Here is a 23,483-nt window from a genome sequence, read left to right as displayed (position 1 = left end):
GAATCTTGTACGTGTCTGCTGATTATTCGGACCGTAACGATTTTACCGGGTTCATCAAAGCCGCTTTGATGCTCTGGAAACTAATTGTTAATAAGGCAATACCAACCGCCAGCACAGCGGCCAGTACAAACACCCACCAGTTGAGTGCCGTGTGGTAAGCAAAACCGTCGAGCCACTGCATCATAGCCCAGCCAGCAACGGGCGAAGCAATCAGGATGGCGATACCGACAAGCTTTAAAAATTCCTGCGACAATAACGTAACCAGACTCGCTACCGACGCGCCCAGCACTTTTCGAACCCCGATCTCTTTGGTGCGCTGCTCTGCCATAAACATGGACAGGCCAAACAAACCCAGGCACGAAATCAGAATGGCAACGCTCGCAAAAACGCTGAACAAGGTCTGCTGCGTCTGCTCGTTGGCGTAGAGCCGATCAAAGCGTTCGTCCAGAAACTGATACTTGAACGGTCGGTTGGGGAACAGCCGTTTCCAGACAGCTTCGATTCGCTGGATACCCGTAGCCACATCCCCCGAAATCGGTACCGACAGCCAATTGAGCGAACTGGTCGTCATCACCATAGCAATCGCCGACACCTTCTGGTGCAGGGATTCAAAATGATAATCTTTTGTTACGCCGATAATCTGCCCTTTGGTGGGACCGTAACGAAATGACTTGCCAATCGCCTGCTGGGGTGTCCAGCCCAACAACCGCACGGCTGTTTCATTGAGCACGATCATCGTTGTATCGGTTGAAAACGACCGGGAGAAGTTGCGCCCGGCCACCATACCAATCTGGTACGCCGGAATGAAATCATAATCGACGAGCAGCCCGCGCAAATTAACGTTGACCGGTGCCATGCTGTCGCCTTTTTGGGCAGAAGCATCGTACGAATCCAGCAACCGGCCCGAAGGAATGCGCGACGACCGGCCTACCTCACCGACAACGCCCGTTTCTTTAAGCTGCTGTTTGAGGGTTTCGTAGTTTACGTTCGCGTCGCCAACATCGGGCAGTAGCAACACCTGATCTTTGTTGTATCCCAGTTTGTACCGCTGGATATAGCTCATCTGGTTGTAAACGACCACCGTGCTGATGATCAGCGTAACCGCAATAGCGAATTGCGTCACGACCAGCGTCTGCCGTAATCTCCCCGACCGAACCGCCGATGTAACCTGTCCTTTCAATACACCCAATGGCCGGAAGGAAGTCAGGAAAAAGGCCGGATAACTACCCGCAACCAATCCTGTCAGCAAGGTTATTCCAATCAGAATACTCAGGAACAGTGGATCATACAGCTGACTGATTTCGAGTTGCTTGTGCGCAAAATCGTTGAGTACCGGCAAACAGAGAAGCACAAGACCGATGGCGATACCCAGCGCAAACAAGACCACGACCAGCGACTCACTCAGAAACTGACTAATAAGCTGAGTGCGCAAGGCCCCTACAACCTTGCGCATACCCACCTCCTTGGCCCGCCCAGCCGAGCGTGCTGTTGCCAGATTCATGTAATTGATGCAAGCAATCAGTAGAATGAATAAACCGATTGCCGAAAACAGATAAATGTACTTGATGTCGCCGGTAGGTTCGATTTCTGAGTCGGTATGCGAGTACAGATGAATATCGGCTACGTTCTGCAAGTTCAGCACCGACCAGGCCGATACCTTACTGTCGCCCGCCGGAAAGTGCTTGTCCTGGAAGTCGGGAAAAGCCGCTTCCAGCCGCTGCGGGCTCGCCCCTGCGCGAAGCAGTACATAGGTAGTAAAGGAGTTGTTACCCCAGTCCGTCCGCAGCCTTTCGGCCCCGTAAACGCGCGGATCATTTAGCGTAGAGAACGACAGCAAAAAGCCAGGGTGAAAATGCGCCTGAGCGGGCAGTGGTTCGTAAACCCCCGTAACGGTGAAATCATACTGGTTGTCGAGCCGGACTGTTTTCCCAATGGGGTTTTCGTTGCCAAAATACTTTTCCGCCATCGGTCGGGAAAACAGAATCGAAAACGGGTTCGTCAGCGCCTGAGCGGGATTGCCGCGCATAACGTGAAAATCCAGAACGTCGAACAGGTTTTTCTCGGCGAATAACAAATCGTCTTCGTTGAAAGCATGTTCGCCGTAGCGAATCAGACCCCCATTTTCAAGCGTCCGGACAACTTGCTCGACCTCCGGAAAATCCTGCTTGATCAACGGTCCAAACGGGGGAGCCAGCCGCGCCAGTTTCAACGATACAGCGCCCTGCGAAGACAGAAAGGTACGGCTCACCCGATACACCCGGTCGATCTTTGCATTGTAGCGATCGTAACTGAGTTCATCCTTAACGTAGAGCGCAATGAGCAGAAAGCAAGCTAGTCCCACCGCTACACCGGCAATGTTGATAAAACTAAAGGCTTTATGTTTCAAGAGATTGCGCAGCGCAATTTTAAGGTAGTTGCGGAACATAGCTTACAACGGATTAAGCAGTTTATCAGAAATCAGATGGTACCAATCATCAGCTTTCGCTGCGTTTCCCGGTCGCCTTTTTTCATAAATGCGATGGGGACAAAATCGTCGGTGGGTGCGCCGATGTAGTAAAGCGACCAGTCCTGATCGTAGTGCGAAATCATCTCACGCAGGCATTCTACGCGATCGAAGGTCGGAACGGTACAATCACCCCAGTAAAATAGCTCCACACGGTAATGCAATTCGTGCTTTTTACCGTTGATCGTCACGTCGATTTCAATATCCTGTTTACCGGGTGTCGAGGGAATAGGAATAGCGATGTGTGCCATAGGTGTTTAGCGTTATGAAATTGAGATTGACAACGTATTTACTCGCTCTTCAAACTTTTGACCGGATTCATCAGAGCCGCTTTCACAGACTGCACCGAAACGGTCAGCAGGGTAATAACGGTTGTCATTAGGATCGTCAGAAAAAACATCCAGCCTGTCAGTTGCGTACGGTAGACATAATCCTGTAGCCAGGTATTCATTAGCCACCATCCGAGCGGAGCGGCAACCAGAAAAGCTACGATAATCAGGCGACCAAACTCCTGTCCGAACAGCCACAGCACCTGCCCGGCACTAGCGCCAAGCACTTTTCGCACCCCAATCTCCTTGCTTTTCGACTCCACCATAAACGCCACCAGCCCGTACAACCCCAGGCAACCAATCAGAATAGCGGTCAGGGCGAAAACCTGCGTCAGAGCCAACATGATGTGCTCGGCTTTGTAGAATTCGTCCACTAGTTCATCGACCAATCGGTGCTCGAAGACGTATTCGGGAAAGACCCCGTTAAAAACAGCTTCGATTGCTTTTACCATCTTTGGCAAGTCGTTACCATCCATTTTCAGCGCAGCCATGCGGCTGCGCATACCATCATTGACGATCATCACCGGCTCTACCGAACCCCGCAGCGAATTGGTGTGAAAATCATTCACGACGCCGACAATCGTTTTGTCGGTATTCCAGATATGAATCCGCTTGCCTATCACCTGGCCCGGTGCGCGCGCTCCCAGTCGGGAGACAACCGTTTCGTTCACGATCACGTCCTGCGAGGTGCTATCAGTAGTCAGAAAATTACGTCCGGCCACGAGTTTCATGCCGAACAAAGGCAGGTAATTTACGTCGCCGATCTTGGTTTGTATCTCGAAGTCTTCCGGTTTGGTGCGCGTATCGTACGAGAACGAATACTGGTTGATGGTTCCCGAAGCGGGGGGCTGATTTATTAACGCAACCTGCCGAATGCCGGGTGTTTGCAGCATCCGATGCCGCAGCATTTCCTGCTTGAGCGGATCGGCCATCGCCTGACCGGGCAGATCCACCAGCATAATGCCTTCTTTGTTGAAACCAAGATCGGCCTGTCGGACGTAACGCAGCTGCGCCATGATCACTACCACGCCGATCGTAAACAACTGAGCGATAAAAAACTGAACGATCACCAATCCCCTCCGCACCGGGAAGCCGCCCACCGCCTGCGTCGTTAGTCGCCCCCGCAAGGCCGTTATCGGATTGAAACCCGCCATCATCAACGACGGATAAAAGCCAGCCAGCAGAATTACGGCCAGCACCAGCGACAATAGGATCAATAGCCGTTTGGGCTGTGCTAAGTCAGCCAACGACATGTGGGCGTTAAGCACCGACATGGCTTCATTCATCGCCGGAAGCCCCGTGTGCGTCAGGGCCAGTGCAAGCAGGACCGCCAGCAGCGTAATGATCGCGGTTTCAATCATAAACTGCCCGAACAACTGCCCGCGCGTGCTGCCCATCACTTTCCGAACGCCAACTTCTTTTGAGCGTTTAAGCGCGTGAGCCGTCGCCATGTTGATGAAATTGATGCAGGCTGAAATCACCAGAAACAGCCCAACCAGGTTCAGCGCAACCAAAAGCCGTCTATCCACTCGACCACCATACTGAACGTTAAACTGAATATCGTTTAGCGGTTGCAGCGAGAAACTATACACTTTCTGATTGTCGGGCGTATAGGCTTTTCTCCGAATCGACTGAAAAGCCGCCGTCAGGCGCTCCGCCGGTACGCCCGTTGGTAGCACAACGAAACACATAGCCTCGCTGTTGACGTTGTACCAATCACGTAATGACTCGTTAGCGCCCGCCAGTCCGGCAATCGTACTGTAGGAGATGTACGCTTCATAATTGAAATTCGTATTGGCCGGATGATCCTTCAACACACCAGTCACGTTCAGATCCAGCTGATTATCAAAGCGCAGCGTTTTGCCGATGGGATTCGCAGTGCCGAAGTATTTCCGGGCATATTTTTCGGTCAGCACTACTGAATTTGGCGTCGATAGTGTCGCTTGCGGGTTACCGATCAGCCAGTCGGCGTCGATGATGCCAAACAGTTGTGGCTCGGCGAAACAAACCGTTTTCGTTTCGTTGAACTTGGCTAAAAAACCGCCGTTGGGTTTGGGTACGCTGATGATGCGGTCATGCAACCGTTCCAACCGGGCCACCTGCTCTACTACCGGAAAATCGCGACGCAGTACCTCGGCCAGCGGCTTGGGCGTTCCGCGTGAGAACCGCACCTCGTCGTGCTTCATCTGCGTCACCACGCGGTAAATGCGGTCGGCCTTGGTGTGATAGGTATCAAAGCCAGCGAGAAACTGCGTTGTCAGAAAGATGAGGATACCGCAAGCCAATCCTCCTGCCAATCCAAGGATGTTCAGCAGACTGTACGTACGATACCGGATCAAATTCCGCCAGGCGATTTTAAAATAATTGAGCAGCATAAACGGGCAACAATGGATAGACGATTAGCTTATTCACCACGCAGACTTTTAACCGGGTTCATCAGGGCCGCTTTGATACTCTGAAAACTTACCGTTAGCAGAGCAATCCCTACAGCTAGCAGACCCGCCAGGGCAAACATCCACCATTCGATGTCGATCTTGTACGCAAATTTCTGGAGCCACTGATTCATCACGTACCAGGCCAGCGGAGAACTGAGCACCAGGGCGATCAGGACAAGTTTCACGAAGTCGATTGAGAACAAGCCGAAAATGTGCCCAGTTGACGCGCCCAGCACTTTCCGGATACCAACTTCTTTGGTTCTGGATTCGGCCATGAATGCCACGACACCGTACAAGCCCAGGCAACCGATAAAAATGGCGATCCCCGCCAGCAGCCGAAACAGCGAATACATCCGTTCTTCATTCTGGTAGAATCGGGCGAGCGTTTCGTCCAGGAACGTGTATTTGAAAACGAAGTCGGGATACGTGGCATTCCAGGCCGTTTCTACCTGGCTCATGAGTTGGCTAATGCGTTCGGGACTCGTGTAACCCGCTGCCAGTTTGATGCCCAAACTACGGTACTGATCGCGGTACGAGGTTAGGATGCTAGGATCAATTCGCTGGTGTAAAGAGAAGATATTGAAGTCTTTAACAACACCAACAATGGGTTTTCGGGTCTCCTCGCCATTCACCGTCATCAATTTACCGATAACCTGTTCGGGTTTCTGAAAGCCCAGTCGTTTCATAAAAGCTTCGTTGATAACAAACTCCCGCATGGTGTCCGCCGGTTGATACATTCGACCAGCCAGCAGTTTCAGACCGTACGTACGCACATAGGCCGTATCAGCGGGACGCATCAATACACCGTAGTCCGGTTCTTTATCCGTATGCTCGAATCGGAAGCCCGTGGTCCAGTTGCTGGTCGAGGAAGGCGTGGTCATAGCGAAGCTCATCGACTGGATACCGGGCAGACCCGTCAGCTTTGCCTTCAAGCTTTCCAGCTGTCCCGGTTTTTTTTCCGGAATAAGCACCGACAACACCGCATCCCGGCTGTACCCCAGATCGGCAGACCGGAAGTAACTCATCTGGCTGTAGGCAATGATGGTACCAATAATCAGCAGCTGCGAAATGGCAAACTGACCAACAATCAATCCGCGCCGAAGCGACAGGGGCGCAATACCCCGTGAACGGCCGGGCGTAGACGCCTGCGTTTTACCTTTCAGTGCCAGAATAGGCTGATAGCCCGACAGCACTATTGCCGGATAAAAGCCTGCTAATCCGGTTGTGAGAACCCCAAGCCCTACCAGGAAGATAAGCACCGTAGGGTCGGTTAGCTGAGCGGCTCCCGGTTTGATGTTCAGTAACTCGCCAACGTACGGCAACGCCAGCTGCGCAATCAGCAGAGCCAGCCCCATGGCCAGACTCGTCAGTACGCCCGTTTCGCCCAGGAACTGCCGCACCAGTTGACCGCGCGAACTGCCCAGCACCTTCCGAACACCGACTTCTTTGGCCCGCCGAATAGCCTGCGCCGTCGCTAAGTTGATAAAGTTGACACAGGCCGTAATTAGGATAAACAGACCGATCAGTCCCATCGCCCAGATCATTTCCTTACTAATGGTCCGCTTGCTGTAGTTGTCCGTGCGCGTATCGAAATGAATAGCGGTCAGGGGCTGTAATTCGTACCGCAGGTTTTGAGCATCTTCGGGGCGGTGGTATTTTTTGATGAAGGCCGCCAACTGCCGCTCCATCTGCGCCGAAGCCGTTGCCTGCTCGGCGGTAGTACCGGGCAACCGCATGTAAATCTGCGCTCCGCCGTAGGTTGATTGCCAGTCATCCCAATTTGTGGAGGCACCGTACTGTTTCAGCGAGGCAAACGAAAGCAGGACTTCAAACGGAACGCTCGTTGTGGCGGGCAGCTCCTGTACGACACCCGTTACCACAAAATCCATTCTATTCTCGACACGCAGCACCTTCCCGATCGGGTTGTCCGTACCAAAATATTTCTGAGCCATCCGCTCGCTCAGCACCACCGTATTTGGTCGGGAAAGCGCGGCTTGGGCACTTCCTTTTTTCCAGCCGTAATCAAACAGCCGGAAATATTCAGGCTCGACAAAAGCCAGTACACCATCGCCTTCCTGAAATTTTTTCGTTGTCCGGCTGGCTTTATCCCCAACGCTCACCACGACGTTGGTAATTCGGTTAACCATCGTCACCTGGTTCTTTAAATCCGGAAAATCGTTTCGCAAAGCGGGCAACGCGGGCAAGGGCATACCCACCTCCCGACGGTCGCCGTTCGACGTTGCGTCAAACGTGATGATCCGGTATAGCTGATCCGCGTGGGCATTATGCCGGTCGAAGTTCAGTTCGTAGCGGATCGCCAGAAACAGCAGCAAACAGCAGGCAAGCCCCAGGGTTAGGCCCAGCACGTTGATAACGGAATAGCTCCAGTTTCGCTTCAGGGCCCGGAGGGTAGTTAGATAACTTTTAAGCATACAATTCAGCTAGTTAGACAGTATCAATTTCTATTCGCTTCGCAGTGATTTGACCGGATTCATCAGGGCTGTAGCAATCGTTTTGCTTCCAATGGATAGCAGAACCAGCACCATGACAAAGAGAGCAGGCGCGGCAAAAAGCCACCAGCTTAGCTCGATACGGACAGCGTACGTAGTTAGCCAGTTATCAACCAGAAAATACGTAATGGGTAAGCCGATCAGTATTGATAGCAGGACGGTTTTTATAAAATCTTTGGAGAGCAGTAGCATCAGGTTTGTGGTACTGGCCCCGATCACTTTTCGAATGCCGATTTCCTTTGTTCGCTTGGAAACGGTAAACGTAGCCAGACCAAAAAGGCCCAGGCAGGATATTAGAATAGCGAAACCCGTCAGGGCACCAAATACCTGCTGAAAGCGGTCATCGGCTTTGTACTGTTTGTCATATTCACTATCCATGAAAAAATAGCTGAACGGCGAATACGGAAAATTAGCTTCGTAAATTTTCTTCAACGTAGCAAGTTGCTCCCGAGCGTTTCCGCCGGTGAATTTGACGCTGGCAAACGCGCTGAAATTAGGCGAGTACAGGTGAATAATCGGAATGTAGGGTGCCTTGGGCGACTCGTAATGGTAATTGTTGACAACCCCTCGAATTGTGGCCTGTTGCCCCCATAAATCTACCCGTTTGCCAATAGCTTCTTCGGGCGTGGCAATGCCCCAAAGCCGGAGGACTTCTTCATTGACAATGAATTGCCGATTGGTAGCCTCCGGGAAAGCCGGTTTGGTCGTAGCGTCGAAGTTTTTGCCCGCCAGCAGTTGAATACCCATCAGGTCGATAAACGATGTGTCGATCTGAGTCAGGTAATAGTTGTACGACGTTTTCTTGACGGCATTCGACAAATTAACGCCCGTCGTTGTACTCATTTGATTGGCCCCCAGGCCCGGCACTGTACTAGACAGCGATACGGCTTTTATTTGCGCCTGATTGAGCAGCATTTGCCGGAACCGACCGTAATCCTTCTGAGCATTGCTCCCCACGGGCGCTTTCACCACAAGGGTGCGGTCAAGGGTTACACCTAAGTTCTGTTCCCGCAGAAAATTGACCTGGCGGTAAACGACAAACATCTGCACCAGCAGAATCAGAGTAATCGCAAACTGAAACACGACCAGCGACTTGCGCAGCAACGTACCTTTGACAGAACGCGAAAAATTACCTTTGAGTACAGTAATTGGGTCGAACGACGACAGGACAAAGGCCGGGTAAAACCCGGACACCCCGATACTCAGCAGCAGAAATAAGCCCACGCTTTCCCAGAAAAATACGTCCTGAAATACAGTGAATCCTTCGGGCAGGCCCGCCACCTCCACAAACACCGGCCTCAGAAACGCAACCAACAGCACAGCTAACGCGCCAGCAACAATATTAATCAGAATAGTTTCTACAAAAATTTGAGTTTTTATCTGGCGCTGGGTTGAGCCGACGACCTTTCTCATACCAATTTCTCGCGCGCGATCAAGGGCTTTGGAAGTGGTCAGATTTACATAGTTAACGAAGGCACTTAGGAGTACCAGAAACGCCACGCCCAATAAAAAATATACCGACCGTGCTTCGCCGTTGGGTTCGGTCTCAAAGTTTTTATGTGAATACAGATGGATGTCGCCGATTTTCTGCCCGATCACCCGCTCGTTGGTTATTCTTTTCTCGCTGACCAATCTGTTGCTGAAGGCCGCCAACGATTTTGTAAACCCTTCATAGCTGGCATTATCGGCCAGTTGCAGGTATGTGAGCGTATTGTTTCCGTTCCAGTTATCCTCCCTTTCGCCAAAGTCTGACAGCATCGTTGGGTACGAGAGCAGCATGTCGAACTTCAGGTGTGTATTAGCCGGGCTATCGGGCACTACACCAACTATCTTTACTAGAATGTTGCCTTCGGGCCTGGCGATCTTCAGGGTTTTGCCCAGTACATCCGGCGTCTTGAAGTAAGTCAACGCCATTTTCTGGGTCAGAACAACCTGCCGTGGCCTGGTAAAGATACCGTTGCGATTTCCCCGGAGGAGCGGGTAATTGAACATCGAGAAAAAGGACGAATCGACTGCGTATACCTTGTCGACTAAATGGTACGTTTCCCCAATCTTAACCGTCACCGTGGGCTCGTCGATAGGATAAGCACGGGTGTAGTTGACCACTTCGTTCATTTCCCGCTTCACTTTAGGACCAAGCGGGGGATTCGTTTCGGTATCCTGATAGTCAACCGTACCACCGTTCGTATAGTCCAGGGTAAGTCGCACGAGCCGATCGGCCAGCGGATTCGTGTTTTCGTAACTCAGCTCGAAGCGCACATACTGAATAATCAGCAACGCCACGGCCAGGCCAGCCGCCAGCCCCGCTACGTTAATGAGCGTGAATGTGTTGTTCAGAACCAGATTCCGGTAAGCGATTTTGAGATAGTTCGTGAGCATCATTTTTAGGGGCAGGGGTTGCGGGGGATGGCGGGGGCTTTGTCTAAGCGCGAAGCCCCCCGCCATCTCCGCTATTCACTTCGCAAACTCTTCACGGGGTTGACCAGGGCCGCTTTGATACTTTGCGAACTGACGGTCAATAAGGCAATACCAACAGACAGCGCACCCGCCAGTGCAAACGTCCACCCGTCAATGCTGATCTTGTAGGCAAAATCCTGTAACCAGCGGTCCATCAGGTACCACGATACCGGAATCGCAGCCACCAGCGCAATCGCAACCAGCTTCAGAAAGTCTTTTGAAAGCAGCGCGATTATACCCATAACCGATGCGCCAAGCACTTTCCGAACGCCAATCTCTTTGGTGCGTTGTTCGGCGGTGAACGTAGCCAGACCAAACAAGCCCAGACAGGCAACGAAAATGGTTAACCCGGCGAAGAGACCCAGAATCTGACCTATTTTCTGCTCGGCCCGGTACGTGTCGTTAAATCGTTCATCAAGGAACGCATACGTAAAGGGCGCATCGGTAGTAAGCTGATTCCACTGCGTTTTCAGTGAAGCGAGCAACCCCGCGATGTCTTTGGTTTTCACTTTTGCAATCACGGTGCCTCCCGTTTGTCCCAGTGTCATGACCAGGGGCGAAATAGGCTCGTGCAGCGATTTGAAATGAAAATCCTTCACCACCCCAATCACCCGTAAGGAAGTCGTGCGCCCCTGATTATCGGCGTGGGTAATGGTACGACCCAGCGCTTTGTTCGCCCAGCCCAACGTTTTGGCGGCTGTTTCATTCAGAATTACCCCCGTTGAGTCGGTTCCGTACGCTTTCGAGAAGTTCCGTCCCGCGGCCAGTTCCATACCCAGCGTGGGAATGTATTCGTAATCGACATCGTAGCGAAGCGTCTTTACCAGTTGGGTCGAGTTGGCTTCGGGATAAACAAAGAAATTATTGTTGTTGCTGGGGCCAGCTGGCAGATAACCCGATGTACTCACGTTTACGACACGGGAATCGCGGGCAATCTGGTCGCGGAACACGGCTTCGTTTTTACCCAGCAGTCCGGTTTCGGGCAGCACCAGCACCTGGTCTTTCGAGTACCCCAGCTTCTTGTTCTGGATGTAGTCCAGTTGCCGATACACCACCGTCGTGCCTACCATCAGGATGATCGAAACAAAGAACTGAAATACGACCAGACCGCTGCGAACCCCGATACTTTTGCTGTTTCCCTTGAACAAGGACCCTTTCAAAACGGCCACGGGTCTGAACGAAGCCAGGAAAAAGGCGGGATAGCTTCCCGCCAGAATCCCAACCAGCAAACCAAAGAACAGCAGAGCAGGCAGTAACCAACCCGTAGTTAAGAAATTGAGCGTTAACGCCTTTCCCGACAGTTCATTAAACGCGGGTAAGGCCAGGTAAACTACCCCGACAGCCAGCAATAAGGCAATGGCAGTTAGCAGCAGTGACTCGACCAGAAACTGATTGGTCAGGCTTTGCTGCATTGAACCCAGTACTTTGCGGATACCTACTTCTTTCGCCCGCTTCGACGCCCCAGCGGTAGACAGATTCATGAAGTTGATACAGGCGATCAGCAGCATAAACAGCGCGATAGCTCCGAAAATATACACGTACTGAATGTTGCCGGAAGCCGATAAGTCATAGGCAAAATCCGAATGCAGGTGAATATCCGTCAGCGGTTGCAGGTACAGGCCAATGTCGTTGCCTTTCTGACGGAACTGCGCCAGACTCATGCCCATGCTCTGCTGCAATTGTGGTCCTACGTATTTTTCGATTACCTGCGGCAGTTTAGCTTCCAGTTTCCGGTAATCGTAACCGCTGGGCAGAACCAGATAGGTGAAAAATTCAGACGTAACCCAGGAAGATGATTTGGCTTCCGGGAGGCTGGCCATCGACAGGAACAAATCGAAGTGAAAATGCGAATTGACCGGAACCTGCTCGACAACCCCCGTTATCTGGTAGCTGGCGTTCCAGCTTTTCATGGTAATTACTTTACCCACAGGATCTTCATTGCCGAAGTAGTTACGGGCCATTGCCTTTGTAATAACGGCGGTGTTGGGGCGAACCAGGGCTGTTTTTGCACTGCCTTCAAGCAGCGGCAGCGTAAACACCTGAAAAAAGTTGGAATCGGTGAACGCAACCGCGGCATCCCGAAACGTCTTTGTATCGACCGTCACGACCGGCGTTCCACCCAACCGAATCCGGGTTGCTTCCTGAACTTCCGGGTAATCGGTCTTCAGCGTTTGTGCGGTGGGCGGCATCACATGCGCTTCGTTCATTTTCCCGCCGGCCGATGAGCCCCGGAAAATAACGCGTACCATACGATCTGCTTTTTCGTTGTACCGGTCAAAGCTCAACTCATCGAGCACAAACAGGCTGATCAGCAAACACGTAGCGATACCAAGCGACAATCCGATAATATTGATCGCCGAAAACACGCGGTTGCGTACCAAATTACGCCAGGCGATTTTTATGTAATTCTGAAGCATAGGGATATAGGCTGGAAATTATAGGGATTGGGAAAATGGCGGGGATTGCGTGGTTGGCAGGGCTTTTGTCCGTGCGCGAAGCACCCCGCCCTCCCCGCTTGCCCCCGCTATTCACTACGTAATGACCGTATAGGGTTCATCAAAGCCGCTTTGATACTCTGGAAGCTGACCGTTGCAAACGCAATCACAATGGCTATCGATCCCGCCAGAGCAAACATCCACCACGATAGCTCAGTCTTGTAGGCATACCCCTCCAACCACTGGCTCATGGCGTACCAGGCCAACGGCGACGCAATCACGATAGCCAGCACAACAAGCTTCAGGAAATCCTGCGAGAGTAAGCCAACGATACTTCTCACCGATGCGCCCAGCGCTTTGCGAACGCCGATTTCTTTCGTCCGTTGTTCCGCCGTGAACGCTGACAAACCAAACAAGCCCAGGCAGGAAATGAAAATAGCCAGGAAGGCAAAGTAATTCGTCAGACTACCAACAACCGTCTCGCTCTTATACAGCTTCTGGTATTCCTCGTCTACGAACTTGTACGCAAACGGAACCTTGGGATTGAACGTTTTGCAGAACGTTTCCAGAGTAGCCAGGGCCTGTTTGGTCTGGCCGGGCTGCGTCCGAATAATAATGCTCTTTCCCATTGCATTAGGCGTGAGACGAACAATCAGGGGCTGAATAGACTCGTGTAACGACTGAAAGTGAAAATCGTCTACCACCCCGACAATCTTGCCCGGCTTACCCCACATAGTCAACGGCTGACCGATTGGGTTTTTATAACCGATTCGTTGCAACGCGGCTTTGTTGATTAAATAGTTGCTGGAATCCGTCCCGAACTCTTTCGAGAAGTCGCGGCCCTCTACCTTGATCTTCAAGGCTTTCAGAAAGTCATAGCCTACCCCTACGTGGGTAAACAGGATATCCACATTGGGGTCTTTTCCGGGCCATTCGACGCCACCCGTGTTATTCCCCAAACCCGTCGGTGATTCATCCATGAAGGATACCGTCTGAACACCGGGCAATTGCAGCACCTCGCTTTTAAACGTTTCGTACTTCGCACCAACCTCGCCGTCGGACGACAACAGAATCAGGTTTTCGCGGTCGTAGCCCAGATTTTTGGTTTGTACATAATTCACCTGCCGGTACACGACCATCGTACCCACGATCAGCAGCATCGATAGCACGAACTGAAAGACAACCAGCCCCTGCCGGAACAACCGCGCTCCCGACCCGAACTTAAGCGATCCTTTCAAGACCCGAACCGGATTCAGCGACGACAGAAACAAGGCCGGATAACTCCCCGCTACCACCCCCGTAATGAGCGTCATACCGAGCAGGATCAGCCAGAACGATGCCTGAGTAGGCTGTGGGCTGATGTGTTTGCCGGTCAGCGTATTGAAGCCGGGAAGAATCAGAAAGACAGCGGCCAGCGCGATTACCAACGCCAACACCGTCAGCATCAGCGCTTCGCCGACGAATTGTCCAACCAGCAGACTCCGCATGGCACCCACCACTTTCCGAACACCCACCTCCCGCGCCCGCCGGGCTGAGCGAGCCGTAGCCAGATTCATGAAATTGATGCAGGCAATCAGCAGCAGAAAAACCGCGACAATGCCAAACAAACGAACGTATTCGATGCGCCCACCTGATTGCTGTCCGTTCTCAAAACTTGAATACAGATACGCGTCACCATACGGTTGAAGAAACAGCTCGATGTTGAATTTAGGGCCAAGACCCGTGTTGTATTTCTTCATAAATGGTTTCAGCTTGGCTTGCAGGCTGGCAACGTTCGCATCGGGGCGAAGCATAACGCGCGTCCGGGGGCCGTTGCTATCCCATTCTTTCATCCAACTGTTTCGGCTCAGGCAATCCTGCCAGTTGAGCAGAAAATCGTACTTGTCCGTCGACTGCTCGGGCATATCGTCGAAAACGGCACTGACCCGGTAATCTTTTTCGTTGTCGATCCGCATCGATTTCCCGATAGCGGCTTGCGGACTACCATAATACGTTTCGGCCACTTTTCGAGAAATGGCGAGGTTATTCGGTTCAGCCAGCGCCGTTTGGGGTGTCCCGGCCAGAAGCGGGATGCTGAACATTTTGAACCAGTCCGCACCAACCCACCGTCCCGATTCTTTATTTACTTTGTCGCCAACGGTAAAGGTCAGGCGCGCATCCCATCCGGTAATACCAGCGGCATACTGCACTTCGGGAAACTGCTTTTTCAGCTCATCGGCCAGCAAACCGGGTGTTGCCCCGTGCGTTACGATCTTACCGTCGTAAAACTGGTGCTCCATCACGTTGTACAGCTGAGGACCGTTGGCGTGATAATTATCCACGCGTAGCTCGTCCTGAATCCAAAGGAAAATCAGCAGACTACACGCCATACCGAGCGCCAGACCCAGGATGTTGATTGCCGAGAACGCTTTGTTGCGAATGATATTTCGCCAGGCAATTTTAAGGTAGTTCCGTAGCATGAGAAAGAGGATTTATTCGCTGCGTAGCGACTTGACCGGATTGACCAAGGCAGCCTTGATACTTTGAAAACTCACCGTAGCAAAGGCAATCAGCACCGCCAGAACGCCCGCTAACGCAAACATCCACCATTCAATGTCGATTTTATAAGCGAAGCCCTGGAGCCATTCGTTCATGGCATACCAGGCAATTGGACTGGCAATCAGAATGGCAATCAGCACCAGTTTCAGGAAGTCTTTGGAAAGCAGCGAGACAATGCTTCCGACGCTGGCTCCCAGCGCTTTGCGGACGCCAATTTCTTTGGTGCGTTGTTGGGCTGTGAAGGTGGCAAGACCGAGCAGCCCTAAACAGGCTACCAATATGGCCATCAGAGTGAAGAAGCCGAATACCTGCCCAAACCGCTCATCGGCCCGGTATTGTTTGTCGTACCGTTCATTCAAAAACGAGTACACAAACGGGTCGGTTGGGAAAAATTGCGACCAAGCTTTCTTTACAGTAGCGATACCCTGCGTGGGATTACTGTCGGCCAGTTTGATGGATAGCTGCCCATTTACGCCAGGGTCCAGGCGCAAAATAAGCGGCTCGTAGGCTTCCCGAAGGGACTGCTGGTGAAAATCATCGACTACCCCGACTATGGTGAGTATGTCCCCCCAGAAATCTATTTTTTGACCCAGGGCTTTCTCCGGACTGGTGAATCCTAACTGTTTGATACCGGTTTTATTGAAAACCACGGCATCCTTTTCGCCTAGTTTCGTGTCGAAATTACGCCCGGCAATGACCTTCATCCCGAATGCGTTCACAAAATCATAATCGACTCCAATCACGCGATACTGTTTGCCAGTTTCCTGGGGCGTACCCGCTAATCGAATACCCCCTGCGTTGAACTCCACCTTTTCGCCGGGAATTGACCCCGATACGGCAACGCTTTTGATAGCCGACTGCTGAAGGAGATAGGTTTTGAATGCCTTTGTTTTGGCTACGCGTGTAGAGTCGTTTATCGGCCTGTCCAGCACCAGCGTCTGGCCAATATCTATCCCCAAATTTTGGCTACGCATAAACTGCAATTGACGAAATACGGTGATGGTGCCAACCAGCAGAAAAACAGAAGCCGAAAATTGGATAACCACCAACGATTTTCTCAGGAAAACGCCTTCTTTGAACGCTGAAACGCCATTTTTAAGCACCGAAACCGGATTAAAATTAGACAGCACAAACGCGGGGTAAGCCCCCGACAAAAGCGTCCCAATGGCATACATCGATCCCAGGCCGAGCCAGAAACGGGCCGACCATACAAACGAATAGGTTAGCTGCTGATCCGTAAACTGATTGAATAGCGGAAGGGCCAATATGATACTAATGAACGCCAGTACGACGGCCATGAAGTTGAGTAAGGCTGATTCGACCAGAAATTGTCCAATCAACTGACTTCGGTATGACCCAACGGCTTTCCGCACGCCCACTTCTTTAGCCCGCCCAATGGCGCGGGCCGTTGCCAGATTGATGTAGTTAATCCAGGCGATGGAAATGATAAAAAAGGCCACACACAGCAGCACATACACCGAATTTCCATCGCCGTTGGGACTGGCTTCGAACATAAAATGGGAATACAGGTGAATGTCGGGTAGCGACTGCAAGTGCAGGTCCAGCCGGTTCCCCGTTTTTGGATCTACCTGCTCTTTACTCTGTAGGAAAGCGGGAAATTTTGCCGTTAGCTTTTCGGGATCTGTGCCTTGCTTTACGAGCAGATACGTCAGGCAACCATCCCAGTCCCAGGCATTAGCGAGAACTTTATCCGGCTCATTTTTAGGGTTCACCACCCGTTGAAAGGTACTGAACGACATCAGGTAATCGGCTTTCAAATGAGAGTTTTTAGGGAAGTCCTGATACACGCCGGTTATTCTGATCGGAAGCTCGCGTTCTATCGTGATGATCTGCCCCATCGGATTTTGGGTTCCGAACAACCGCTTCGCCAATGAGGTCGAAATAACCCCCGTATTGGGTTCAGTTAACGCGGTTTGCTTACTACCCGTCAGCAGCGGATAGGAAAAAACGGTAAAAAACGACGGAGTGACGAACGCGCCCTGCTCTATTTTGTACTTCCGGTTGTGTGCTTCCAGCAGCAGGTTGTTCCGAACATAGACTTGGGCATATTCTTCTATTTCCTGGAACGCAGCCTTCAGGTGGCTACCAACAGCAAACGGCCCGCCTGCCCATTCGGTCGATAGAACGCCTTTCTCATAACGGTCGGCTTTGACGCGAAAAATACGGTCGGCATGTTCATGAAAACGATCATAACTCCGTTCGAAAGCAACGTACTGAAAAATGAGCAGCGTAGCCGCCAGGCCCACCGCCAGTCCACCAATATTGATGGCTGAATAAGCTTTGTTTGTGACGATATTCCGCCAGGCGATTTTAAGGTAGTTGCGTAGCATGAGCATAAGGATTTATTCGCTTCGTAATGACTTCACCGGATTGACCAGGGCGGCCTTGATACTTTGAAAACTGACCGTGATAAACGCAATGGCCAGCGCCAGGCTACCCGCAGCCACAAAGACCCAGCCCGAAATGTCGATCTTGTAAGCGAAGCTCTGTAGCCATTTATTCATGGCGTACCAGGCAATCGGACTGGCAATCAGAATCGCTATGCCGACCGGTTTAAGGAAATCGCCCGAAAGCAGCCCGATAATACTGCCCACCGATGCCCCCAGGGTTTTGCGAACGCCAATTTCTTTGGTACGCTGCTGGGCCGAAAAAGAAGCCAGACCAAACAAACCCAGGCAGGCAATGAAAATAGCCAGACCGGCAAAAATACTTAAGATCGTTTGCTGACGCAGGTCGGCCTGGTACATCTGGTCGAACTGCTGGTCCAGAAAATGGTACGTAAGCGGATAAGCGGGGCGTGTTTTGGCGTACAGTTGCTGGATGGTCTCAACCACAGCGGACAAATTGCCGGGCTTTAACTTGATCAGAACCACCCGTCGGTCGTCGTTGGGCGCAATAATCAATGGTTCGATGGCTTCTTTCAACGACAGAAAGTTGAAATTCTCGACCACGCCAATGATAGTGCGTCTTGTGCTGTCGTGCCTTGTATTTCGCAGCCATTTGCCGATGGCTTGTTCGGGTGTCCAGCCCAATCGGGCAGCGGCTGTTCGGTTGATCAGAACGGCCTGCGCCGTGTCGGTGGGAAACGCGGGCGAGAAATCCCGGCCCGCAACCAGTTTCAGCCCCAGCGTTTTCACGTAATCGAAATCGGCAAATTCCGTCCGGGCTTTCCAGCGATTGGCGTGTGCTTCGACATCGAACATATAGCCGTCGAAAAAACCACCCGGCTCGCCCGACATCATCGAAACGGCTTCGATCCGGCTCTGGGCCAGCAGCTCCGGTTTGTGGCCCACGAAAAAGTTATACGTGTCTTCGTTGTCGATGGGGACGACCAGCGTTTGCTCTTTGTTGTAGCCCAGCTGTTTGTTTTTGAGGTAGCTCATCTGCTGCGTACCGATGGCGGTGCCGAGCATCAGCAAAATCGAAATGCTGAACTGCACGATAACCAGTACCTGCCTCAACGAAACACCACCTTTGCCCAGCCGCAGCCGACCTTTTAAGGCCTGAATGGGCGAAAAAGCAGCCAGAACAAAGGCCGGGTAACTGCCCGACAGGAACCCCGCTACCGCAATGATGCCAAGCAGAAACAGTACGATTGGCAGGACGTGAGCCGTTATGGATAATGGATAGCCCAGCAGTTGTGTATACGCAGGCAGCGCCAGCGCCAGCAAGCCAATCGAGAGCAGACACGAGAGCGCCGTCAGCAAGAGCGACTCGCCAATAAATTGCCATACCAGATGCCCTTTGACGGCCCCCAATACTTTCCGGACGCCAATCTCTTTGGAGCGCTCCACGGCCCGAACTGTCGACAGGTTCATGAAATTGATACAGGCCACCAGCAGGATAAGAATCGCAATCGACAGAAAGATATAGACCACACGCTTGTCGCCGTGTTTGGCACTATCGATGACTCCTTCTTCAAAATAAATATCTCGTAACGGAGTAAGCGACAAGGTGAATTTGAAACCGGATTCTTTCATGAGAAGACCGATGTGCTTGTCCATGAAGCGCGGAAAATTTCGTTCGACCTGTGCTTCGCTTACTGTCGGCGCTAGTTGCACATACGTGAACAGATTGTGGTTGATCCAGGCGGTCATCCAGCCCCGGTCTTTGTAGTTTTCCAGCGGAATGACCAGATCGAAATCGAGGTGGGAGTTGGCGGGCACATCCTGCGCAATGCCCGTCACTTTGACGGCCAGGTTTTTATCGACTTTAATAATCTTGCCCATTGCGTTGTCGACGCTACCAAAGTATTTTTTGGCCGTCGACTCCGTCAGGACCACACTCGCCGGGTCGAGCAATGCCGTAGCCGGATCGCCCTTGAGCAAAGGGAAAGAAAAGAACGTGAAAAAGGTCGGGTCGACATTGATTATTTTTCGTTCGTGAAACGATTTGTTCTGGGACGTAATCAACGCATTCGTAGGGTTCACCCGAACCGCCTGGGTGATCTGCCCCTTAAAATCGGTTAGTAACGCGGCTGCATATGGCCCCGACAGGTAAGAAACAGCGACTTCTTTGCCTTCATGATCCATACCGCGCATTACACGGTAGATGCTTTTGCCATTTTTGTGGAAATTGTCTACGCTGAACTCGTTGCTGATGAACAGAAAGATCATCAGGCATACGGTAATGCCGGTCGACAAACCCAGCAGGTTAATGATCGAAAAGACCTTGTTTCGGATCAGATTGCGAAAGGCAATTTTGAGATAGTTCCGTAGCATAGCGGTTCGGGAAATTTGGTCGTACGCAGCAATCGCAACGCTTATTTGATGACAACGGTGTTTGCTTCACCCGCCTTCGCCGTGAATGTGGATTGAATCTGCAATACGCCGTTCTGGTAGTAGGTTAGCTTGTATTCACCCGGACTTAGGGCCAATTGGTAGGGAAACAGCCGTTTGTCGGTGTTTACTTTGGCGTCTCGTTCAATCGCGTAATCTTCGGTCGGACTGGCCACTTCCAGCTTGACTTTTCCCGCGCAGCTTTCGCATCGAAACGTAACCATCGTTTGTCCCGTATTTGCTGACGCATTCGGTTGAGCAGGTGATTTGGGTCCGCTTATCGGACCGTTTCCGGCAGGATTCGGCGGAGTCGGTCCGCCTACGGTACCTCTGACTGGCCGATTCCGGTTCGTAGCGGTTTCTGATCCGAGAGCCGACTCGCCAACGCCCAGCGAATCCAGCACACGATTTTTAAGCGCATCCTTCTCGGCAGCATTCAATTTGCGCACATCAAATTTACGATCATAGTTGATGGTCCGTCCATTGCGATCTCCTTCGATCTGGATGGACAATGTTTTTTCGTCGTCGTTGATGGTTGTGCTCAGCGTAGACGATGATTGGGCCAACGCGCCAAAACCAGCACCGAGCAACAGGAACGTAAGAATAGCTTTCATAAATTCGATTGGACTAACAGGGACTTGTTCAACAGCCGTGCCATGAACAAAAAAAGCCGTTTCTGAATCAGAAACGGCCTGACACCAATTAGTCATGTCCGAAAGTGGACAGTTTACGTCCGATTGTGAACGGCGGATTTATCCCCTATTCGATGCACCAATCGATACACTACACCTAACGACCGTAGCGCCATCACTCGCTTCGCAAACTTTTGACCGGGTTCATCAAAGCGGCTTTAATACTCTGATAGCTGATGGTCAGTAGCGCAATGCCCGCCGAGAGCAAGCCCGCCAGCAGAAATACCCACCACTCGATCTCCATTTTGTAGATAAAGCCTTTTAGCCATTGCTGCATCACATACCAGGCCACGGGGGAGGCAATGACAATAGCCACCAGAACCAGCTTCAGAAAATCGGTCGAGAGCATCGCTACGACGCTGGCTACCGATGCGCCGAGTACTTTGCGCACCCCAATTTCTTTGGTGCGTTGCTCAGCCGTGAAGGTCGCCAGCCCAAACAAACCCAGGCAGGAAATGAAAATCGCTAAAACGGCGAAGTAGTTGGCTAACTGACTAACTACTTGCTCACTCCGGTACAGCTTTGCGTATTCCTGATCGGAAAACTGGTACGTAAAGGGTGTTTTCGGATTCAGTGCTTTGCAGATCTTCTCCAGATTCGCAAGGGCTTCTTTGGTCTTCCCCGCTTCGGTACGCACCAGAATGGTCCCCCATTCGGCGTTTTTGTCCAGCCGGATGATCAGGGGTTCGATGGATTGCCGCATCGAGTTGAAATGAAAGTCGGCGAGTACGCCAATCACTTTACCGGTACGTCTCCCCCAATCCAGCGACTGACCAACCGGATTTTTAGCGCCAATCTTGGCCGCTGCTGTTTCATTGATGATGTAGCTTATTGAGTCCGTACCGAATTCGGGCGAGAAATCGCGGCCATCCCGCAGTTTCAGTTTCAGCGTTTTTACAAAATCGTAGCCAACAGCAGTATTGGCAAAGGCGGTTCTCAGGTTCGGGTCTTTGCCCGGCCAGCTGACATCGTCAACGTGATGCCCGATCTCGGTCGGTGATTCGCGCATCCGGGAGATGGACACAATGCCCGCCTGTTTGGCTAGCTCGTCCTTGAAGAGGTCGTATTTCTGGATCAAATCACCTTCGATGGGTACGTAGATCAAGTTTTCGCGGTTATAGCCGAGGTTTTTCGTCTGTACGTAATGCATCTGGCGGTAGACCACAATCGTGCCGACAATGAACAGAATCGACAAGCCAAACTGAAACACGACTAAGGCCTGACGAAAAAACGTTGTACCGGGGTTGAACCGCAGTCGTGCCGACGGGCCGCTGCCTTTTAGCACGCTGATCGGACTTAAAGACGACAGAAACAAGGCCGGATAGCTCCCCGCAACAAGACCGGTCAGCGCGAGTAACCCTACTAAAAAGGCCCAGAACACGGGCTGGCCAATCGGCAAAACCAGCATTTTCCCGGTGAGCGTACTGAAAGCCGGGAGGAGCAAAACGACCAGCAACAGAGCGATGAGCGTCGAAGCGAACGTGATCAGCAAGGCCTCCCCCACAAACTGCCCGATCAGCGACGAACGACCCGCGCCAATCACTTTCCTGACACCCACTTCCCTTGCCCGTTTGGTAGACCGGGCCGTGGCCAAGTTCATAAAGTTGATGCAGGCAATCAGCAGAATAACGACCGCTACGATACTAAACAGCCGTACATACTCAATCCGCCCCCCATCGAGCTGACCGTTTTTAAACGTCGAATGCAGGTATTTCTCCGGATACGGTTGCAGGCCTAATTCAACCACAAAGCCTTTACTCTTTGGCAAATAGCGAGCAATGAAGTCCTTGATCTTCGCTTCGACTTTTGCCCTATCAGCGGGTTTACCATCCCGGTCCGGGCGCAATTGCACGTACGTCATGGGATCGGTGCTGGTCCAGGTTTTTGCCCACTCGTTTTCTTTGACGAAATCAACCCACGGCCTCAGAAAATCGAATTGTTGCGACGAGTTGGCCGGTAGGTCGTCGAAGACTGCTGTTACACGCAAATCCTCCTTGTTCTCGTACCGGATCGATTGGCCCATTGCCTGCTCGGGACTCTCAAAAAACTGGTCAGCCATTTTTCTGGAGATGGCGATGCCGCCGGGACTGCCTAGTGCAGTAGCGGGGGTTCCCTGCAAAAAAGGATAGGAAAACATGTGGAAGAAGTCAGCGCCCGCGAACGTTCCGCTCATTTTGATGATTTTGTCACCGTTGGCAAACGTGGTCGGGTAACTCGACTCGATCGCACTGGCATACTGTATTTCGGGAATCGTACGCTTGAGTTCATCGGCCAGCAGCCCCTGCGTAAAATAGCTGGCTTGCGCTTTCCCCTCAAAATATTGCCGTTCGTAGACCTGGTAAAGGTGATTTCCATTGGCATGGAAACGGTCCACGCTGCGTTCGTCCTGTACCCATAGCATGATCAGCAGGCTACACGCCATACCGAGGGCAAGACCCAATAGATTAATGATCGAAAACGCTCTATTTCGACTCAGGTTTCGCCAGGCGACCGTGACATAATTTCGTAGCATATCCGGACTTAAAAAATAAGGTGAAGTATACTCATTGGTGGTTTCGCGCTTGATCATCGATGGGCGCAGGTACGCCAGCATCTCTTGCCAATACAACCGTCGGGCTTTGGCGGGGCCCAGTCGTTGCAGGCGTCGGTAATAGCGTTCGTGGCTGTCGCCCAGCACCTCCTCGCGCAGGTGCGGAGCCACCAGCCAGTTCAGCAGCCGGTCGGCCCAGGTGGGCGGGGGCTGGGGGTTTCCGGATCGATTCGAATTCATACGAGTACCCGGTCT

General features: G+C 51.9%; 11 protein-coding genes. All 11 read right to left on the bottom strand.

Translation table 11 applies throughout. From position 1 onward, the window contains the following. Window positions 1–22 precede the first annotated feature (22 nt). Window positions 23–2,425, bottom strand: coding sequence for an ABC transporter permease (locus tag M0L20_RS12665; RefSeq protein WP_248477306.1), 2,403 nt, complete (start codon window positions 2,423–2,425; stop codon window positions 23–25). A 32-nt stretch (window positions 2,426–2,457) separates the two neighbouring features. After that, entirely contained in the window at window positions 2,458–2,754 is a 297-nt protein-coding gene (locus M0L20_RS12660; RefSeq protein ID WP_232561336.1) for a hypothetical protein, read from the bottom strand. Window positions 2,755–2,792: 38 nt separating this feature from the next. Beyond that, window positions 2,793–5,207 (bottom strand): ABC transporter permease, encoded by a 2,415-nt coding sequence (locus M0L20_RS12655; RefSeq protein WP_248477305.1) that lies wholly within the window; start codon window positions 5,205–5,207, stop codon window positions 2,793–2,795. Between the two features lie 29 nt (window positions 5,208–5,236). After that, on the bottom strand, window positions 5,237–7,699 hold the full coding sequence (locus tag M0L20_RS12650) for an ABC transporter permease (protein ID WP_248477304.1): 2,463 nt from the start codon (window positions 7,697–7,699) through the stop codon (window positions 5,237–5,239). Between the two features lie 30 nt (window positions 7,700–7,729). Then, window positions 7,730–10,159 (bottom strand): ABC transporter permease, encoded by a 2,430-nt coding sequence (locus tag M0L20_RS12645; protein ID WP_248477303.1) that lies wholly within the window; start codon window positions 10,157–10,159, stop codon window positions 7,730–7,732. A gap of 68 nt (window positions 10,160–10,227) precedes the next feature. Continuing rightward, window positions 10,228–12,651 carry an ABC transporter permease gene (locus tag M0L20_RS12640; RefSeq protein ID WP_248477301.1) on the bottom strand — a complete coding sequence of 808 codons (2,424 nt, stop codon included), beginning with the start codon at window positions 12,649–12,651 and terminating at the stop codon, window positions 10,228–10,230. 107 nt (window positions 12,652–12,758) lie between these two features. Continuing rightward, the gene (locus M0L20_RS12635) at window positions 12,759–15,128 is read right to left on the bottom strand and encodes an ABC transporter permease (protein WP_248477300.1); all 2,370 of its coding nucleotides are present in this window, start codon (window positions 15,126–15,128) and stop codon (window positions 12,759–12,761) included. Between the two features lie 12 nt (window positions 15,129–15,140). After that, window positions 15,141–17,558 (bottom strand): ABC transporter permease, encoded by a 2,418-nt coding sequence (locus M0L20_RS12630; RefSeq protein WP_248477299.1) that lies wholly within the window; start codon window positions 17,556–17,558, stop codon window positions 15,141–15,143. A 12-nt stretch (window positions 17,559–17,570) separates the two neighbouring features. Further along, window positions 17,571–19,949, bottom strand: a complete 2,379-nt coding sequence (locus tag M0L20_RS12625; protein ID WP_248477298.1) for an ABC transporter permease — start codon at window positions 19,947–19,949, stop codon at window positions 17,571–17,573. Window positions 19,950–19,990: 41 nt separating this feature from the next. Beyond that, the gene (locus M0L20_RS12620; protein ID WP_248477296.1) at window positions 19,991–20,716 is read right to left on the bottom strand and encodes a hypothetical protein; all 726 of its coding nucleotides are present in this window, start codon (window positions 20,714–20,716) and stop codon (window positions 19,991–19,993) included. Window positions 20,717–20,813: 97 nt separating this feature from the next. Further along, window positions 20,814–23,468, bottom strand: a complete 2,655-nt coding sequence (locus M0L20_RS12615; RefSeq protein ID WP_248477294.1) for an ABC transporter permease — start codon at window positions 23,466–23,468, stop codon at window positions 20,814–20,816. Window positions 23,469–23,483 lie beyond the last annotated feature (15 nt).

The organism is Spirosoma liriopis (genome assembly GCF_023196085.1).
Lineage (GTDB): Bacteria > Bacteroidota > Bacteroidia > Cytophagales > Spirosomataceae > Spirosoma > Spirosoma oryzicola.
Note: the sequence above shows the minus strand (reverse complement) of the source record. Positions and strands in the feature narration are given on the sequence as shown.

Coding starts and splice junctions, on each gene's coding strand:
- M0L20_RS12635 (WP_248477300.1), bottom strand. CDS start 15,128: ATGCTACGGAACTACCTTAAAATTGCCTGGCGAAATATCATTCGCAAC.
- M0L20_RS12620 (WP_248477296.1), bottom strand. CDS start 20,716: ATGACTAATTGGTGTCAGGCCGTTTCTGATTCAGAAACGGCTTTTTTT.
- M0L20_RS12630 (WP_248477299.1), bottom strand. CDS start 17,558: ATGCTACGCAACTACCTTAAAATCGCCTGGCGGAATATCGTCACAAAC.
- M0L20_RS12625 (WP_248477298.1), bottom strand. CDS start 19,949: ATGCTACGGAACTATCTCAAAATTGCCTTTCGCAATCTGATCCGAAAC.
- M0L20_RS12645 (WP_248477303.1), bottom strand. CDS start 10,159: ATGATGCTCACGAACTATCTCAAAATCGCTTACCGGAATCTGGTTCTG.
- M0L20_RS12650 (WP_248477304.1), bottom strand. CDS start 7,699: ATGCTTAAAAGTTATCTAACTACCCTCCGGGCCCTGAAGCGAAACTGG.
- M0L20_RS12640 (WP_248477301.1), bottom strand. CDS start 12,651: ATGCTTCAGAATTACATAAAAATCGCCTGGCGTAATTTGGTACGCAAC.
- M0L20_RS12615 (WP_248477294.1), bottom strand. CDS start 23,468: ATGAATTCGAATCGATCCGGAAACCCCCAGCCCCCGCCCACCTGGGCC.
- M0L20_RS12655 (WP_248477305.1), bottom strand. CDS start 5,207: ATGCTGCTCAATTATTTTAAAATCGCCTGGCGGAATTTGATCCGGTAT.
- M0L20_RS12660 (WP_232561336.1), bottom strand. CDS start 2,754: ATGGCACACATCGCTATTCCTATTCCCTCGACACCCGGTAAACAGGAT.
- M0L20_RS12665 (WP_248477306.1), bottom strand. CDS start 2,425: ATGTTCCGCAACTACCTTAAAATTGCGCTGCGCAATCTCTTGAAACAT.